The organism is Sphaerisporangium melleum (genome assembly GCF_014646695.1).
GTDB classification, from domain to species: domain Bacteria; phylum Actinomycetota; class Actinomycetes; order Streptosporangiales; family Streptosporangiaceae; genus Sphaerisporangium; species Sphaerisporangium melleum.
Genome location: NZ_BMNT01000010.1, coordinates 126,756 through 143,401 on the forward strand (window position 1 = coordinate 126,756; position 16,646 = coordinate 143,401).

Sequence of the window (16,646 nt, forward strand, 5' to 3'; positions counted from 1 at the left end):
GCACCGTCTGTGCCCATTCGCCGAGCCGGTCCTTCTCGTGCAGCAGGTCGCGGATGTCGTACTCCGCGTACTCGAACTCCGGGGACCAGAACAGGGCGTCGAACGGGCAGACCTCGATGCAGATGCCGCAGTACATGCACAGGGAGAAGTCGATGGCGAACCGGTCGAGGACGTTGTGGGCGCGCGGGCGGCCGCCCTCGGGGGCCGGAGTCGTCTCCTTGTGCGAGTCGATGTAGATGCACCAGTCGGGACATTCCCGGGCGCACAGCATGCAGACGGTGCAGTTCTCCTCGACCAGGGCGATGACCCCGCGGCTGCGGGCCGGCAGATCGGGACGCACCTCGGGGTACTGACGGGTGTCCGCCTTGTTCACCATGTGGCGCAAGGTGACGGCCAGACCCTTCGCCAGCCCTTCTCCTGGTATACGAGCCACGGCTCAACATCATGGCGTACATGTGCTCCGCCGTGCATCCGCAGGCCCCCGGCAACCTCCGGTTTTCCACAAACATCACGAAATCAGGGGACTAATCCGGTCGGACGGATGGTCCTTGTGGCCGATGCAGCAGCCGGACGAAGGTCGTAGTCTCCCCGTTATGCACCCGACGAACGGCCACGGGGGCCCGGGATCAGAGCCGCACACCGGCCCGCTCCCTCACCCGGCCGCCCCGGACGGACCGGCGGCCGAGCGGCCCCACCGGCTCGATCCGAACGGCCCGACGGCCCCCCGGCCCCGGCAGCCGGGCAGGCCCTGGTCCGGCCGGCCGGACCAGCCGGGACGCGCAGGTCAACAGGACCGGCCGGCGCGGCAGGGGCAGGCCGACGCGCAGGGCGATACGGCGCAAGGGAGTGCGCGGGGGCCGGTGCGGCCGGAAGACCCTCGTCCCGAGCCGCGGCAGGCGGCTCCCCGAGCACAGCAGGACCACGACGGTCCACCCCAGGGCCGCCCGGGCCCGCGCCAGGGCCAGGGACGTCCGGGCTCACGGCCGGCCCCGCCGTACGCCGGGCCGCGGCCCCGGCCCGGGGGCGCGCCCCTCCCGCCGCACCCCGACCAGCACGGTCTCGCGCCGTTCACCCGCCCGGCGCCACCCGGCCCGTACGGCATGCCCGGCCCCGCCCGTCCGCAGGACGTGGGCCCGCACGGGCACCTCCCCCAGCCGCCCTTCCCTCCGCGCATGCCCCCGCCCCCGCCGCCGAAGTCGAGCAACGCGGCGGGCATCGTCTGGGCGCTCGCGCCGCTGCTGTCCTGCGGGTGGGCGACTCCGTTCACCATGGGGTACGCCGCGGCCAAGCTGCGGAGCGGGTGGCTCGCGCTGTCCGCGGCGATCTACGCCATCGGCCTGGTGGCGTTCATCCTGAACGTCGGCGTGGGCGGCGGTGACTCCGACGTCCTCATGCTGCTCACCTTCCTCGGCACGGGCGGGAGCTGGCTCGGCGGCACCATCCACTCCCTGGTGATCAGGGAGTCGGTGTTCCCGAGCAAGAACAACCCCAACGACCACGCGGTGGCCATGGCCCAGCACCGCAGGGACCTGCGTCAGCAGGCCCGCGAGCTGGCGGAACGCGACCCGGCCCTGGCGCGGGAGCTGCGCATCGGACGCCCCGACCTGCCGCGGCAGTACGACGACGGCGGGCTGGTCGACGTCAACCACGCGCCGGTGGAGGCGATCGCCACCCTGCCGGGGATGACGTACGAGCTGGCCGAGCGGGTGGTGGAAGTGCGGCGGAACGTCGGCGGCTTCGTCTCGGCCGAGGACATGTCCATCGCCGTGGACCTGCCGCCGCGCCTCACCGCCGAACTCGTCGAGATGACGATCTACCTGCCCTGACCTGCACGAACGTGACGGCAGGCCCGGCGAGGAAACGGCCTGCCGGCGTCCGTTCCCGAAGGGAATCGGGCGGCGGACAGTGAGCCAGGCCCACGCAGAACGACCTGCGGGCTCGGCCTCGTTCCTGGTCGCGGTCGTGATCAGCGATTCGGCGCCTTCGCGATCCCCCTCTGAAGCAGCCGCTGCCGTCGGCACGCGAGGCCGGCACCGTACGGCGCCGCGTCGCGGTGTGCCGGGCTGCCGGGCGGGCTGTGCCGGACGGCGGCAGGCACCCCCACGTCCAGAACGAACGGTCCTGTCACGCGCGAAGGGACGGCGAGCCCTACGGATGGACGGCCTGCTGTGTGCGGAGGGCAAGCGGAAAAACCTGCGTAAGCCCGGCCCATCCCCGTAATCTTCGCGATATGCATCCAGCCAGGCCCTCGTCGTCCACCACCGCGGTCAGCGTCGTGTGGGCCCTGGCTCCCCTGTTCTCCTGTGGCTTCGCGACGCCGTTCACCATCGGGTACGCGGCCCACCGCAGGCGTTCCCCGGCGCTCGCGCTCGCGGCGGCGATGTACCTGGTCGCGCTGGTCGTGATGTTCGCGATCATCGTCGCCTACGACAGCTCGGACACCTACCCGGACTGGGCGGGCCTGCTGGTCGTCGTCGGCCTGTTCTCGAACTGGATCGGCGGACTGATCCACTCCCTGGCCATCCGGTCCGCGGTGTTCGCCCCGCGCGTGCCCGGTCCCGCGCCCTTCGTGCCCGGTCCGCAGCGGCACCACCCGGCGCCACAGGGCACCCACCCGTCCCCGCACAACCAACGGGCGCCGTACCCCGCGGGCCCGTATCCGCCGCACGCCGCCCCGGTCCCGCCGTCCGACGCCTCCGCCCGCTATCCGGCGCAGCCCCGGCCCGGCTGGTCGCCGCACCAGCCGCAGCCGCATGCCGCGCACCGCGCCGAACCCGGGCACCATCACCAGCGCGGCACGGAGGGCCCGTACACCCCGCGCGGCGCCGAGGCTCCCTACCCTCCCGCCCACGGAGCGCCCCAGGGGCTCGGGCGGCAACGGCCGGAGCCGGCCGCGCAGGCCCAGCAGTGGCCCGGCCAGGCCGCACCCGCCCGGCCGGAGGCCCAGGCGGTGTCCCACCCGCAGTCGTACGCACAGCCACAGCCGCCGCAGGGACGGTCGCACACGCAGCCACGCCACCGCGCCCCCGACGGTCGGACGCCCGGCCCGCGCGACGCCGGCGACCACGCATCCGGCGATCACGACGGCCGGGTCCCGCGCCGCACGGACCCGCCCGCCACGTCCACGAACCCGCCCGCACCGGCCGGTGCCACCTACGACGGCACGGGCACCCCGGTCAGTACGTCGACGCCGGGGGGCCGTTCGGGTGCGTCCGGCCGGCGGGAGGTCTCGACGCTGCCCACCCAGCAACCCGGGCCGCTGCCCCCCGGAGAGCCGGACCGCATCGGCCCCTACCGGCTGATCGGCAGCCTCGGGCAGGGCGGCCAGGGCGCGGTGTACCTCGCGGAGACTCCGAACGGCACCCCGGTGGCGATCAAGGTGCTGCACGCCCGGCTGGCCACGGAGACCGGCGCCCAGCAGCGCTTCCTGCGCGAGGTGGAGGCGGCCCGCCGCGTGGCGCCGTTCTCCACCGCCCGGGTGATCGACGCGGACGTCGCCGACGAGCGCCTGTTCATCGTCAGCGAGTACGTCGAGGGCGCCTCGCTGGAGCAGTTGGTGCGCGACCGCGGCCCGCGCGGGCACGACGCCCTGGTGCGCCTCGCGCTCAGCACCGCGGGGGCGCTGGCGGCCATCCACCGGGCGGGCATCGTGCACCGGGACTTCAAGCCGAGCAACGTGCTGATCGGCGCGGACGGCCCGCGCGTGGTCGACTTCGGCATCGCCCGCGTGCTGGACAACGCCACCGCCACCGGCAGCGGAGTGCTCGGCACCCCGGCGTACATGTCCCCCGAGCAGGTTTCCGGCGAGAAGGTCGGGCCGGAGTCCGACGTCTTCAGCTGGGCGGGGACGATGGTGTACGCGGCGACCGGACGCCCGGCCTTCGGCGAGGACAACATCGCCGCGGTGTTCCACCGCATCTTCACCAAGCAGCCCGACCTGTCGGCGCTGCCCGCCTCCCTGGCCCGGGTGGTGGACCGGTGCCTGGAGAAGCGCCCGGAGAACCGTCCCACGGCCTCGGACGTGATGCTCGCGATCGTCAACTGAGCCACCCGGCGGGTGGGGACCGCCGGGAAGCGGCCGAGGTGGGGACGGTAGATTCGCCTCCGCGTTGTTCGCCGTGTTCCGGCAGCGTCGTCCGCCGTGTCCGGTCCGGCGGTGCCGTGAGCGCGGCGACGACTTCCACCCCCGTCCACGGCCGGGGTCTTCCCAGAGGTACCGACGAAAGAGGTGTGAGGGTCATCTCTCAGCAGCCTGTCGACGCGACGCCCGGCGCCGCCGCGCTCCACGAGATCGTCCCCGGCGTGCTCGCCTGGGTCCAGCCGGACGGAACGTGGTGGGTGAACAACGCCGGGGCGGTGACCGGCGACGACGGCGTCATCCTGATCGACACCTGTGCCACCGAGCAGCGCACCCGCCGCTTCCTGGACGCCGTCTCCGTGGCCACCGGGGGCGCGCCGGTCCGCGTCGCGGTCAACACCCACCAGCACGGCGACCACTCCTACGGCAACAGCCTGCTGCCCGCGTCGGCCGTCATCGTCGGGCACGAGGCCATGCGGGAAGGGCTGCTGGTCGATCCGATCATCGACGGCTGCCCGCCGGTCTGGTCGCCGGTGCCCGACTGGGGCGCGGTGACCCGGCGGGTGCCGGACATCACGCTGCGGTCGGAGCTGACGGTGTTCACCGGGAGCCGGCGGGTCGAACTGCGCCACCCCGGGCACCCCGCGCACACCACCGGCGACGTGATCGCCTGGCTGCCGGAGGAGCGGGTCCTGTTCACCGGCGATCTGATCTTCCACGGCCTCACGCCGCTGGTGTTCATGGGCTCGGTCGAGGGGGCGCTGCGCTCGCTGGACTGGATGGCCGCCCTGGAGCCGGAGCACATCGTCCCCGGCCACGGCCCGGTGTTCGGCGCGGCGGCGCTGCCGGACGTCCTCGCGGCCCACGAGCGGTACTACCGGCTGGTCCTGGCCACCGCCGAGCACGGCCGCGCGGCAGGGCTGACCCCGCTGCAGGCCGCGCAGGCGTGCGACCTCGGCGAGTTCGCCGGCTGGGCGGACGCCGAGCGCCTGGTGCTGAACCTGCACCGGGCCTATCGGGACGCGGCGGGCGAGGGCGAGGTGGACCTGTTGCAGGCGTTCGGCGACGCCATCGCCTTCCACGGCGGCCCGCTGCCGACCTCCGTCTGAACGCCCCGGGCACCCGTCACCTACGCTCCGCAGCGCGGGTGACGGCTCGCCGGCTCCCTCAGGCGGCGAGGAGGACCTTGACGACGCCGGTGAGGGCGAGCTGGAGGAGGGCCAGCGGGACCAGGCCCACCCAGGCGAGTTTCTGGAGCTGGTCGGCCCGGAGCCTCGGGAAGCTGACCCGCACCCAGATGACCACGAACGCCAGGGCGAAGACCTTGAGCAGGGTCCAGACCGGGCCGGGCAGCAGCGGGCCCTGCCAGCCGCCGAGGAAGAGCACGGTGGTGAGCGCGGAGAGCACCACGATGCCGACGTACTCCGACAGCAGGAACAGGGCGAACCGGATGCCGGTGTACTCGGTCATCGGGCCCATGATGATCTCGGAGTCGGCGATCGGCATGTCGAACGGCGGGCGGCGCAGCTCGGCGAGGCCCGCGACGAAGAACACCACCGCGCCGATCGCCTGCCACGGCAGCCACCACCACTGCCATGCCGACGCGATGCCGGGCAGTGAGAGCGTGCCCGCGGCCATGGCCACCGAGGAGGCGGCGAGCACCAGCGGCAGCTCGTACGCCATGAGCTGGGCCGCCGAGCGCATGCCGCCGAGCACCGAGTACTTGTTGGCGGACGACCAGCCCGCCATGATCGAGCCGAGCACGCCGACGCCCAGCACGGCGAGCGCGAAGAACAGCCCGGCGTCGAGGTCGGCGCCGACCAGGCCGGGGCCGACCGGGATGACCGCCATGACCACCAGGTAGGGCACCAGCGCGACCGCCGGGGCGAGCGCGAACACCCGGCGGTCGGCGGCCGCCGGGATGATGTCCTCCTTCTGGACGAACTTGACGCCGTCGGCGATGAGCTGGGCCCAGCCGTGGAAGCCGCCGGCGTACATGGGGCCGAGGCGCGACTGCATGTGGGCCATGGCCTTGTGCTCGGTCTGCCCCACGATCAGCGGAAGCGTCAGGAACGCGATGACGATCACCGCGAGGCGGAGCGCGACGTCGAGCACCTCAGCCATCGGGGTCCGCCTGTCTCGGGGCTCGGGGCCCGCGTACCGGCGGGGGCGTGGCGGCGGAGGTGCCCCAGCCGGCCGGGACGCCCGGCGGCAGCGTCTTGCGCCGGCTGGGCGAGCCGGCGCCGGACTCGCCGGGCTCCTTGGCGCCCGGCCACGGCTTGGCGACCCGGGCGGCCAGCACGAAGTCCTTGCGGAGGGGGTGCCCCTCGAAGCCGTCCGGCAGCAGCAGCGGGACCAGGTGCGGATGCCCTTCGAAGATCACCCCGAACATCTCGAACGTCTCGCGCTCGTGCCAGTCGGCGCCGCGGAAGACGCCGGTGGCGGTGGGCAGGCGGGGCTCGTCGCGCGGCACGCGGGTGCGGGCCAGCAGGTGGGCGTGCCGGGCCGGGTCGAAGAGGTGGGCGACCACGGTGATGCCGTCCGGCGGCTCGTCGACGCCGGTGAGCCAGTCGAAGAAGACGCAGCCGAGCCCGTCGCGGGCGAAGGTCAGCAGGTCGGTCCAGTCACCGGGGGCGACGTCCACGGTGAGCTGCCCGAAGGAGTCGGAGACCTCGGCGCGCGCGCCGTAGCGCTCCTCGATCGCGGCCCTCACGACTCCTCGCCCTCGATCGCGGGGGCGGCGTAGCGGTCGGCGAGGGACTCGCCGGCGATCTTCTCCTGGAGCTTCATGATGCCGTGCAGCAGGGCCTCGGGGCGGGGCGGGCAGCCCGGGACGTAGACGTCGACCGGGATGATCTGGTCCACGCCCTTGGTCACGCAGTAGGAGTCCCAGTAGGGGCCGCCGGAGTTGGAGCAGGCGCCGAACGAGATGACGTACTTGGGGTCGGGCATCTGCTCGTAGAGCCGCCGGACCGCCGGGGCCATCTTGTCGGTCACCGTGCCGGAGACGATCATGAGGTCGGCCTGCCGCGGCCCGTTGGCGAACGGGATCACCCCGAACCGGATGAAGTCATGCCTGCTCATCGAGGTGGCGATGAACTCGATCGCGCAGCACGCCAGCCCGAAGTTGAACACCCACAGCGAATAGCGCCGGCCCCAGTTGAGGACGAAGCGCATGGGCTTCGGGGCGAGCCGGGACACCGGCCCGACACTCGGCATGGGGAGATCGCTGACGGCCATAGGGGCATTGTCTCCTTTCCGTGGTACCCGGGCGAGCGCCCCTCCCCCGCTGCGCGCGGTCAGGTCCAGGTGAGGACCCGTTTGCGCCAGGCGTAGAGGATGCCGAGGCCGATGAAGGCGAGGAAGACGAACATCTCCACCAGCGTGGTCATCCCGAAGCCGGGCGCGGCGAAGACCGTGGCCCAGGGGAACAGGAACACGGCGTCCACGGCGAACACGACGTACAGATAGGTGTAGACGTAGTACCGGATCTGCGACTGCGCCCAGCCTTCGCCGACCGGGTCCACGCCGCACTCGTAGGTCGTCAGCTTCTCGGGCGTCGGGCGGTCGGGCCGCAGCAGCCGGCTTGCGAGCAGCGCCCCGGCGAAGACGGCGACCCCGGCCGCCAGCAGCGCGGCCACGACGGCGTACGAAGCGAAGTACTCGTTCACTGTGCTCCACCCGGTCTCTGGCTCGCGGGACCCGTGGCCTCCCATGATCCCCGGTATCCCGGCGCCGTGCCGCGCGAGGCCCGCAGGAAATCGCTTTCCGTTACCCCATCATCACCCATCGCGGTCAAAAGGCAGCCTCTCATCACACAAAGCTTCAGTAAATGGGTATTTAAAGGTGCCTAGTGTGGAAGTCATGTCCCGTTGGCTTTCGTCCGGAGGTGTCGCGGTCATCATCGCGGTGACCACCGGGTGCGGGATCTCCCTCCCCTCACATGCTCCGCCCACCACCCTGCCCGCCCAGCCCACCACCATCAACTTCGTCGATCCCGCCTCGGTGCCCGGCCTCGCGGTGCGGGTCTCCTCCGACGACTCCGCGCCCCGGCACGTCTTCACCGCCTATCCCGTGCCGCCCGCGGCCGCCCCGCTCGGCGAGCGGCTGCGGCGGGCGACCGAGGCGGCGGTCCGCGGGCTCGGCCGGCCGGGGGGCAAGGGCGGCGGCGCGGCCACCGAGCTCAACGTCGGCTGGCAGATCACCGCGGCCTCGGGCGGGGTGTACGGCGTCCGGCTGCGGACCGGGACGCTGACCGGTTCCGCCTGGCGCAACTCGCTGGCCACCTACTGGTACGACGCGCGGAGCGGGCGCGTCCACGACTCCGCCGGCCTGCTCAAGGACGGCGCGGCGCTGGCGAGGCTCGCCGCGCTCACCCGTGCCCGCCTCGGCACACTCGGCCCGCCGGTGCGCCCGGCCGCGGTCCGCGCCGACCGCGACCTGTTCGACTCGCTCAACTTCAACCCGCGCGGCGACCTGGTCGCCGAGTTCGACGACGGGCGGGTGGCCCCCGCGCGGATGGGCCGCATCGCGGTCGCCGTCCCCCGGCAGGACGCGACGCCGCTGCTGTCGGAGTTCGGGCTTCGCGTCATGACGGTGGTGGACTCGGCCACCCCGCCGACCCTGCCGGCCTCGCCGCCGCCGGAGTTCACCCCCTCCCCGGAGGTGACGGGACCGGACAGGGCCGGGTACGGGGGCGGCGGCCTCAGCGGCGGCGCCGGACGGGCCGGTGGCCGGGCCGACTGCTCGGTCACCAAGTGCGTGGCGCTGACCTTCGACGACGGGCCCGGGCCGCGGACCCGCGCCCTGCTGGCCGCCCTCGCCGAACACCACGCGCTCGCCACCTTCTTTACGCTGGGCGCGGGCGGCGAGGCCCGTCCCGACCTGCTGCGCGCCATCGCCGCCGCCGGGCACCTGATCGCGAATCACACCTGGACGCACCGCGACCTCGCCCCCATGGACGTCAACCGGATCTCCGACGAGCTGAACCGCACGCAGATCGCGATCGGCGTCGCCACCGGGCGCGTGCCCCGGCTGATGCGCGCGCCGTACGGCTCGACCGGCGGCGGCACGGTCGCCGCGGCCCGCGCGCTGAACCTCGCGATCGTCGGCTGGGACGTGGACGCCGGGGACGCCCGGGACGCCGGCCCCGCGGCCGTGGCCCGGCGGACCGTCGCCCGGGTGCGGCCCGGCTCGATCGTCCTGCTGCACGAGCAGGGTCCGGCGACGGTGCCCGCGCTGCGGGAGATCCTCGCGCGGCTCACGGCGAAGGGGTACGCCTTCGTGACCGTTCCGGAGCTGTACGGGTCACGCGGCATGGATCCGGGACGGGTGTACGGCGGGGCCGAGCCGCCTCTCCGGCGGGCCAGACACCGGGCGGCCGGGACCGAACCGGACCCTTCGCAGGTCGCGACGGCCCCGGGATCCGCGGCGTCCGCACTGCGGGACGCCGCTGGGAGCCATCCCGGGAGGGACATATAGTGGTTGACCGTGACGAGAAACGTGCTCTACTCCCGCTTGCACGTTGATCTATGCCGGCTTGCCGCGGGGCTGTGTCTCCGGAGCCGTCTCCGGTCGTGACCGCGCGCCTCCGCATCGGTCACCACCCCGCGTCGATCTGAAGCCATCCGTCCGCGATCGCCGGATGCAGGGACATCGTGCCCGATGTCATGCCTGCTCCGGAACGTCGGAAAGATCATTGCGCTCGGCAGGGACGTACGTCACACCCCGCTCGACGCGCATGCGTAAAGAAGCCCTCGCAGCCCCAAGGGATCTAGCATGGAAACGAAAACGTGCCACGAGCGACGGCGCCCAGGCGCGTCGAGGAGGACCAAGCTGTGACCAAGCAGGTTCAGCAACTCGACCGCGTGATCATTCGCTTCGCGGGCGACTCCGGCGACGGCATGCAGCTGACCGGTGATCGCTTCACGGCGGAGACCGCGCAGTTCGGGAACGACCTTTCCACCCTGCCCAACTTCCCCGCCGAGATCCGCGCCCCCGCGGGAACGCTCCCCGGCGTGTCGAGCTTCCAGCTGCACTTCGCCGACCACGACATCCTCACGCCAGGCGACGCGCCGAACGTGCTGGTCGCGATGAACCCCGCCGCGCTGAAGGCCAACATCGGTGACCTGCCCCGCGGCGCCGACGTCATCGTGAACACCGACGAGTTCACCAAGCGCAACCTGCAGAAGGTCGGTTACGCGGCGAGCCCGGTGGACGACGGGTCGCTCGGCGAGTGGCGGGTGCACGCCGTCCCGCTGACCTCGCTGACCGTCAAGGCGCTGGAGGGCTTCGAGGTCTCCAAGAAGGACGCCGAGCGGTCCAAGAACATGTTCGCCCTCGGGTTGCTGTCCTGGCTGTACCACCGGCCCACCGAGGGGACGATCAAGTTCCTGGAGCGGAAGTTCGCCAAGAAGCCCGACATCGCCAAGGCCAACATCGCGGCCTTCCAGGCGGGCTGGAACTACGGCGAGACCACCGAGTCGTTCTCGGTGTCCTACGAGATCAAGCCGGCCACGCTCGCCCCGGGCCTCTACCGCAACATCTCCGGCAACCAGGCCCTCGCCTACGGGCTGATCGCGGCCTCGGTGCGGTCGCGGCTGCCGCTGTTCCTCGGCTCCTACCCGATCACCCCGGCCTCCGACATCCTGCACGAGCTGTCCAAGCACAAGCGGTTCGGCATCCGCACCTTCCAGGCGGAGGACGAGATCGCGGGCGTGGGCGCGGCCCTCGGCGCGGCGTTCGGCGGCGCGCTCGGCGTGACCACGACCTCCGGGCCCGGTGTCGCGCTGAAGGCCGAGACCGTGGGCCTGGCCGTCGCCACCGAGCTGCCGCTGCTCGTGGTGGACGTGCAGCGGGCCGGCCCCTCGACGGGCATGCCGACCAAGACCGAGCAGACCGACCTGCTCATGGCGATGTACGGCCGCAACGGCGAGTCGCCGGTGCCGATCGTGGCCCCCGCGACCCCGTCCGACTGCTTCCACGCGGCGATCGAGGCCGCGCGCCTGGCCGTCAAGTACCGCACGCCGGTCATGCTGCTGTCCGACGGCTACCTCGCCAACGGCTCCGAGCCGTGGCGGCTGCCCGACGCCGACGACCTGCCCGACCTGTCGGTCGAGTTCGCCGTCGAGCCGAACGGCGAGGACGGCGAGACCTACCTGCCGTTCAAGCGCGACCCGCAGACGCTGGCCCGCCCGTGGGCCGTGCCGGGCACGCCGGGCCTGGAGCACCGCATCGGCGGCATCGAGAAGGCCGACGGCACGGGCAACATCTCCTACGACCCGAACAACCACGACATGATGGTCCGGCTGCGCCAGGCCAAGATCGACGGCATCGCCCAGGACATCCCGCCGCTGGAGGTCGACGACCCCGACGGTGACGCACGGCTGCTGGTCCTCGGCTGGGGTTCGACGTACGGGCCGATCGCGGCGGCCGTGCGGCGGGTCAGAAGGTCGGGTGTGAAGGTCGCCCACGCGCACTTCCGCCACCTGAACCCACTGCCCGCCAACACCGGCGAGGTGCTGCGCGCCTACGACAAGGTGCTCCTGCCGGAGATCAACCTGGGCCAGCTCGCGCTGCTGCTGCGGGCGCGCTTCCTGGTCGACGTCATCAGCTACAACCGCGTGCGCGGTCTTCCCTTCAAGGCGGAGGAGCTCGCCGGAGTGATTCAGGACGTGATCGAACAGTGAGTGATATCACGACCAACGGGCACATCGCCCACCCGGTCGGCGTCGGCACCGGGCTCGCCCTGATCCCCCGCGCCACCGAGAAGCAGTCGCTCAAGGACTTCAAGAGCGACCAGGAGGTCCGCTGGTGCCCCGGCTGCGGTGACTACGCCATCCTCGCCGCGGTGCAGAGCTTCCTGCCGGAGCTCGGGCTCAAGCGCGAGAACATCGTGTTCGTCTCGGGCATCGGCTGCTCGTCCCGCTTCCCGTACTACCTGAACACCTACGGCTTCCACTCGATCCACGGGCGGGCGCCGGCCATCGCGACCGGTCTGGCCGCCTCGCGGCCCGACCTGTCGGTGTGGGTGATCACCGGGGACGGCGACGCGCTGTCGATCGGCGGCAACCACCTGATCCACGCGCTGCGCCGCAACGTCAACCTGAACATCCTGCTGTTCAACAACCGCATCTACGGCCTGACCAAGGGGCAGTACTCCCCGACCTCCGAGGTCGGCAAGATCACCAAGTCGACGCCGATGGGCTCGCTGGACAAGCCGTTCAACCCGATCTCGCTGGCGCTCGGCGCCGAGGCCGGGTTCGTGGCCCGTACGCTCGACTCCGACCGCAAGCACCTGCAGTCGGTGCTGCGCGAGGCGGCGGCGCACCGCGGCACGAGCCTGGTCGAGATCTACCAGAACTGCAACATCTTCAACGACGGCGCGTTCGACGCCCTGAAGGACCCGGGGCTGCGCGACGACATCACGCTGCGCCTGGAGCACGGGCAGCCGATCGCCTCGGCGTCCAAGGCCGTGCGCCGTGGCGCCGGCGGCCGCATCGAGGTGGTCGACCGGGCGAGCGTGCCCGAGGGCGAGATCCTCGTCCACGACGCGCACGACCCCGACCCCTCGGCCGCCTTCGCCCTGTCCCGGCTGGACGAGCCGGCGTTCGAGCACGTGCCGATCGGCATCTTCCGCTCGGTCGACCGCCCGGCCTACGACACGCTGATGAGCAAGCAGGTGCACGAGGCGGTGTCCGACCAGGGCGCGGGCGACCTCGACCAGCTGCTGCGCGGCGGCGACACCTGGCGCGTCGGCTGACGCTCTGAGCCGCCGGCCACCGGTACGAAGGAAGGCCCTCCACGCGATGCGCGTGGAGGGCCTTCCTCATGTCGCAGGGGGTCAGCCGCCCGCGGGGACGGGCTTGCCGTCCTCCCAGACGTTGTCCCGCCACTCGTTGCCGGAGCCGTTCTTGTCCCAGTAGGCCACCGGGCCGTTGTAGCCGCCCTTGGCCCAGACGTCCTTGCTGAAGACGTTGCCGACGACCTTGATGTTGGACGAGGTGCCCTTGGAGCCGGCCCCGCCGTACAGGCTGTAGCCGCCGCCGGCCAGGAAGTTGCCCTCGACGGTCACGTTGCGGACCACGCCGAAGTCCTGGAAGAGGGCGATGGCGCCGGTCTGCTCCAGGGTGTTGATCACCGTGTTGCCGCGGATGACCAGCTTGGCCCCGGACGGCGGCCCGCTGGTACACATGATCATGTCGGTGTGGTCACCTGAGTAGTACTTCGGATCGTGGAGGTAGGAGTCCTCGATCAGGCCCTGCTCGGTGAGGATGCCGTTGCTGATCGTGTGGATGTCCACCCGGCGCACGGTCAGGTCGCCGCCCTGGTTGATGATGCCGAACTGCGTGCGCTGCTTGCCGTTGCCGAAGATCTCGGTGTCCTCGACGGTGAGCCCGCCGTGGCCGTTGCGCTGGATGACGCCCCACTCGCCGGGCGCCGCCGCCACGCGGGTGTTGCGGATCGTCACGTTGTCGGCCTGCACGTTGATCTCACCGTTGACCAGAAGGCCGTCGATGACCGTGCCGTCCTTGGTCACGGTGACCGAGCCGCTCTCCTTGAGCGTCACGCCGTTCGGCACACCGGTGTCCCCGGCCCCGGGGAAGCCCCCGGTGGGCGGCGGGGTGGTGCTCGGCTTCGGCGTCGCGCTCGGCTCCTTGGTCGGCTGGTTGGTCGGGTTCGGGCTGAGCGACGGCCTGGGCGTCGCCGGCTTGGGCGAGGCCGAGGCGCTGCCGGACGGCTTCGGGGTGGCCGAAGGCCCGGCGGTCCGGGTGCGCGTCGGGGTCGGCTCGGCGGTGGCCGGCGAGGACGGGCTCGGCGAGCCGCTCGCGGTCGGCCCGGTGGTGACGTCGGACGACGGGGTGGCCGAGACCTCGGTGGACGGGGTGGCGCTCGGACCGGTGCTGGTCGTCGGCACGATCGTCGGGTCGTCGGTCGGCCGGTCGCCGGGGCGCGGGAAGTGGCGGCGTTCCCGGTGCCGGAAGATGACGTCGACCCAGTAGCTCACCCGCCTCTTGTGCACGTTCGAGGGGAAGGCCGAGCGGGCCGTGGTGCCGAACACGCCGGCCTGCGCGGTCAGCGGGCCGACGGTGACCGGCTCGTCGAACACGCCGGGCGAGGCGACGTACCCGCCGTTGCTGGTGTGGTAGGAGACGGTGTAGACCCGGCCCGCGACGATCGGCACCGGCGCGTCGAACATCGCCTGCTGCCAGCCGCTCTTGGACTCACCGGTGAAGGTCACCTTGGCCAGCGGCTTGCCCTTGGAGTCCCAGAGGGTGCCGCGGTGGGTGCCGCGCTCCGCGGCGGGCTTGTAGAACCGCATGCCGGCCACCACGCCGTCACGGGCGGCCTTGAAGCGGGTGCCGAGCTCCAGCGGGGTGTTCTCGACCTGGCTCGTGGCCTTGGTCACCTTGCCGGACTTCCACAGGGTGGTCTCCAGCGTCACCTCCGCCGCGACCGGAGCGGTCTTGGCGACGGGCTGCTGCCTGCCGTTGATCACCACGGTGACGGTGGCGCCGAGTACGGCGGCGCCGGCCAGCAGGGTGATCCATCCTGTTACGGGGAACCGGCGTGCGCCGGACGATCTCGCTTCGTTGGACGGCGGGCGCCGCCGGGCGCGCCGCCTGTCCGCGTGCCGGGAATCGCTCACTGGCACGAGCCTCCACCTCCGGCGGCGGGCGCCGGGCTCGATCATGTTTCAGTGCGAGGCCATTGTTGCGGTTGGGAAAGCATGAGACAACCGCATCACCTCTTTTATCCCAGCAAAAGCACTAAATCAGTATGGGAAGCCGGATTGTGGTGACAGAATCCCGCGATTCATACCACCCAAAACCGCCCGTCACCTCATGATCACCCCGCGTGCGCGGCCCCGCCCGCACGCAACGCGGCGTAGTACGCCTGGCAGTCGTCGTACCGCGGCAGCAGCCCCTTCTCCAGGGCCTGCGAGAGCGTCGGCGCCGCGGCGTCCTTCGGCGACAGCAGCGGCTCGATGTCCCGCGGCCAGGGAATGCCGATCTCGGGGTCCATCGGGTCCACCCCGTGCTCGTGCCCCGGAGCGTACGGCTCGGAGCACATGTAGACCACGGTGGCCTGCTCGCTCAGCACCATGAACGCGTGCCCCAGCCCTTCGGCCAGGTAGACCCCGCGCCTGGTGCGGTCGTCCAGCTCGACGGTCTCCACGCGCCCGAACGTCGGCGAGCCCTGCCGGATGTCCACGATCACGTCCAGCACGGCGCCGCTGACGCAGGTGACGTACTTGGCCTGACCGGGCGGCACGTCGGCGAAGTGGACGCCCCGCACCACCCCGCGGCGCGAGACGGAGTAGTTCGCCTGCGCCAGCCGCAGGTCGTGCCCCATGACCTCGGACATCCGGTCCGCGCGGTACCACTCCAGGAAGGCACCCCGGTCGTCCTCGTGGACGGCAGGGGTGAACACGTACGCGTCGGCGATGCTCAAACGTTCCACGTCACACAGAATGACATCCCTCGATCTCGGTGCGCTATCAAAGGGCGGCGGCGCGCGCGTCGCCGCACGGCGTCTGCGATAGTTGGGCTTCCGGCGTTGGAACGTGCCCACGCCGGCCGCGCCAACGGCAGACCCGCTCCGTGCCCCCCGCACTCCCCGCCAAGGAGAGACCATGAGCCGTCTGAACGCCCTCCGGAGCCGTTTCGTCGACGCCCCCGACTCGCTCGGCGCCAAGGCCCGGGCCCGCCGCTGGCAGTGGTTCGCGCAGCGCTTCCCCGACCTGTCGGAGATGTCGGTGATCGACCTCGGCGGCACGGCCGGCGCCTGGCTTCGGGCGCCGGTGCGGCCCGCGCACGTGCAGATCGTCAACCTGGAGAAGCCGCCGGCCAACCTGCCCCCGTGGCTGAAGGCCGACGTGGCCGACGCCTGCGACCTGCCCGCCGCCATCCTGGGCACCAAGTACGACCTGGTGTTCTCCAACGCGGTCATCGAGCACGTCGGCGGGCACCTGCGCCGGCAGTTGTTCGCCGACGCGGTGCACCACCTCGCCGACCGCCACTGGGTGCAGACCCCCTACCGGTACTTCCCCGTGGAGCCGCACTTCCTGTTCCCCGGCTTCCAGTACCTGCCGATCGCCGCCCGCACCTCGCTGCTGCGCCGCTGGCCGCTCGTGCACACCCCCACCTCCGACCGCGACGCCGCGCGCAACATCGTGATGGAGGTCGAACTGCTGAGCATCACCGAGATGCGGCACTATTTCCCTTCCTCGCAGATCCGCTTCGAGCGGCTGGCCGGCCTGGTGAAGTCGGTCATCGCGATCAGGCAGGGCTAGGCGCGCCACGGGGTCTCCGGCCGTGTCCGCCCACGTGACAGGCATTGCGCGAAACCGGTCATGTGACATGTGTGACACAAGTGACGGCAGTTCGGGAGGGGCCGTAAACCGGTCCACAGGTCCGGGCGTCCTCCTCGCCGGGACCACGCTCCACAGCGTGAGCACCACCGGGGAATTTCACCCTTCTCGCAGATCACGTGGGAGCTTTCATTGATACCGCGCAGTGCCGCGCGCCGCCGACACAGGTCGGCGTTCGCAGCAGCGGCGTTGACT

15 protein-coding genes are annotated in these 16,646 nt (G+C 71.9%); 8 read left to right on the top strand and 7 right to left on the bottom strand.

All coding sequences use genetic code 11. The annotated features are described in order from the left end of the window. Window positions 1–433 (bottom strand): NuoI/complex I 23 kDa subunit family protein (locus tag IEY93_RS10975; RefSeq protein WP_229691039.1); only part of this gene is annotated, 433 nt, incomplete at its 3' end. Window positions 434–1,172: 739 nt separating this feature from the next. Between IEY93_RS10975 and IEY93_RS10980 the strand changes: the two genes are divergently transcribed. The 3 genes from IEY93_RS10980 (at window position 1,173) to IEY93_RS10990 (ending at window position 5,187) form a co-directional block, all read left to right on the top strand. Beyond that, the gene (locus IEY93_RS10980) at window positions 1,173–1,826 is read left to right on the top strand and encodes a ComEA family DNA-binding protein (RefSeq protein WP_189162888.1); all 654 of its coding nucleotides are present in this window, start codon (window positions 1,173–1,175) and stop codon (window positions 1,824–1,826) included. Between the two features lie 404 nt (window positions 1,827–2,230). Further along, complete coding sequence (locus IEY93_RS10985; RefSeq protein ID WP_189162889.1) at window positions 2,231–4,045, top strand: serine/threonine-protein kinase; 1,815 nt, start codon at window positions 2,231–2,233, stop codon at window positions 4,043–4,045. A gap of 185 nt (window positions 4,046–4,230) precedes the next feature. Continuing rightward, window positions 4,231–5,187 carry an MBL fold metallo-hydrolase gene (locus IEY93_RS10990; protein WP_229691040.1) on the top strand — a complete coding sequence of 319 codons (957 nt, stop codon included), beginning with the start codon at window positions 4,231–4,233 and terminating at the stop codon, window positions 5,185–5,187. A 58-nt stretch (window positions 5,188–5,245) separates the two neighbouring features. On the opposite strand, the gene nuoH is transcribed toward IEY93_RS10990, so the two are convergent. The 4 genes from nuoH to IEY93_RS11010 are packed head-to-tail and all read right to left on the bottom strand — an operon-like array spanning window position 5,246 to window position 7,749. After that, window positions 5,246–6,202 carry an NADH-quinone oxidoreductase subunit NuoH gene (gene nuoH, locus IEY93_RS10995; protein ID WP_189162890.1) on the bottom strand — a complete coding sequence of 319 codons (957 nt, stop codon included), beginning with the start codon at window positions 6,200–6,202 and terminating at the stop codon, window positions 5,246–5,248. Beyond that, window positions 6,195–6,791 carry an NADH-quinone oxidoreductase subunit C gene (locus IEY93_RS11000; RefSeq protein ID WP_203968240.1) on the bottom strand — a complete coding sequence of 199 codons (597 nt, stop codon included), beginning with the start codon at window positions 6,789–6,791 and terminating at the stop codon, window positions 6,195–6,197. The genes nuoH and IEY93_RS11000 overlap by 8 nt, the downstream gene beginning before the upstream one ends. Further along, window positions 6,788–7,318: an NADH-quinone oxidoreductase subunit B gene (locus IEY93_RS11005; protein ID WP_189162891.1), complete on the bottom strand. Its 531-nt coding sequence runs from the start codon at window positions 7,316–7,318 to the stop codon at window positions 6,788–6,790. The genes IEY93_RS11000 and IEY93_RS11005 overlap by 4 nt, the downstream gene beginning before the upstream one ends. Window positions 7,319–7,377: 59 nt before the next feature. Continuing rightward, window positions 7,378–7,749 (bottom strand): NADH-quinone oxidoreductase subunit A, encoded by a 372-nt coding sequence (locus tag IEY93_RS11010; protein WP_203968238.1) that lies wholly within the window; start codon window positions 7,747–7,749, stop codon window positions 7,378–7,380. Window positions 7,750–7,942: 193 nt separating this feature from the next. On the opposite strand from IEY93_RS11010, the gene IEY93_RS11015 reads away from it, so the two are divergent. The 4 genes from IEY93_RS11015 (at window position 7,943) to IEY93_RS11025 (ending at window position 12,839) form a co-directional block, all read left to right on the top strand. Beyond that, window positions 7,943–9,559 (top strand): polysaccharide deacetylase family protein, encoded by a 1,617-nt coding sequence (locus IEY93_RS11015; RefSeq protein WP_189162893.1) that lies wholly within the window; start codon window positions 7,943–7,945, stop codon window positions 9,557–9,559. 21 nt (window positions 9,560–9,580) lie between these two features. Continuing rightward, the gene (locus tag IEY93_RS39735; protein WP_373291473.1) at window positions 9,581–9,658 is read left to right on the top strand and encodes a putative leader peptide; all 78 of its coding nucleotides are present in this window, start codon (window positions 9,581–9,583) and stop codon (window positions 9,656–9,658) included. Window positions 9,659–9,915: 257 nt separating this feature from the next. Continuing rightward, on the top strand, window positions 9,916–11,766 hold the full coding sequence (locus tag IEY93_RS11020; protein WP_189162894.1) for a 2-oxoacid:acceptor oxidoreductase subunit alpha: 1,851 nt from the start codon (window positions 9,916–9,918) through the stop codon (window positions 11,764–11,766). Beyond that, window positions 11,763–12,839, top strand: coding sequence for a 2-oxoacid:ferredoxin oxidoreductase subunit beta (locus IEY93_RS11025; RefSeq protein ID WP_372444453.1), 1,077 nt, complete (start codon window positions 11,763–11,765; stop codon window positions 12,837–12,839). The genes IEY93_RS11020 and IEY93_RS11025 overlap by 4 nt, the downstream gene beginning before the upstream one ends. Window positions 12,840–12,920: 81 nt before the next feature. On the opposite strand, the gene IEY93_RS11030 is transcribed toward IEY93_RS11025, so the two are convergent. Continuing rightward, complete coding sequence (locus tag IEY93_RS11030) at window positions 12,921–14,732, bottom strand: DUF4082 domain-containing protein (protein WP_189162895.1); 1,812 nt, start codon at window positions 14,730–14,732, stop codon at window positions 12,921–12,923. 194 nt (window positions 14,733–14,926) lie between these two features. After that, the gene (rfbC, locus tag IEY93_RS11035) at window positions 14,927–15,541 is read right to left on the bottom strand and encodes a dTDP-4-dehydrorhamnose 3,5-epimerase (protein WP_203968236.1); all 615 of its coding nucleotides are present in this window, start codon (window positions 15,539–15,541) and stop codon (window positions 14,927–14,929) included. 172 nt (window positions 15,542–15,713) lie between these two features. Here rfbC and IEY93_RS11040 point away from each other — a divergent pair, with 172 nt between their 5' ends. Next, on the top strand, window positions 15,714–16,373 hold the full coding sequence (locus IEY93_RS11040) for a class I SAM-dependent methyltransferase (RefSeq protein ID WP_189162897.1): 660 nt from the start codon (window positions 15,714–15,716) through the stop codon (window positions 16,371–16,373). The last annotated feature ends 273 nt before the right edge of the window (window positions 16,374–16,646 follow it).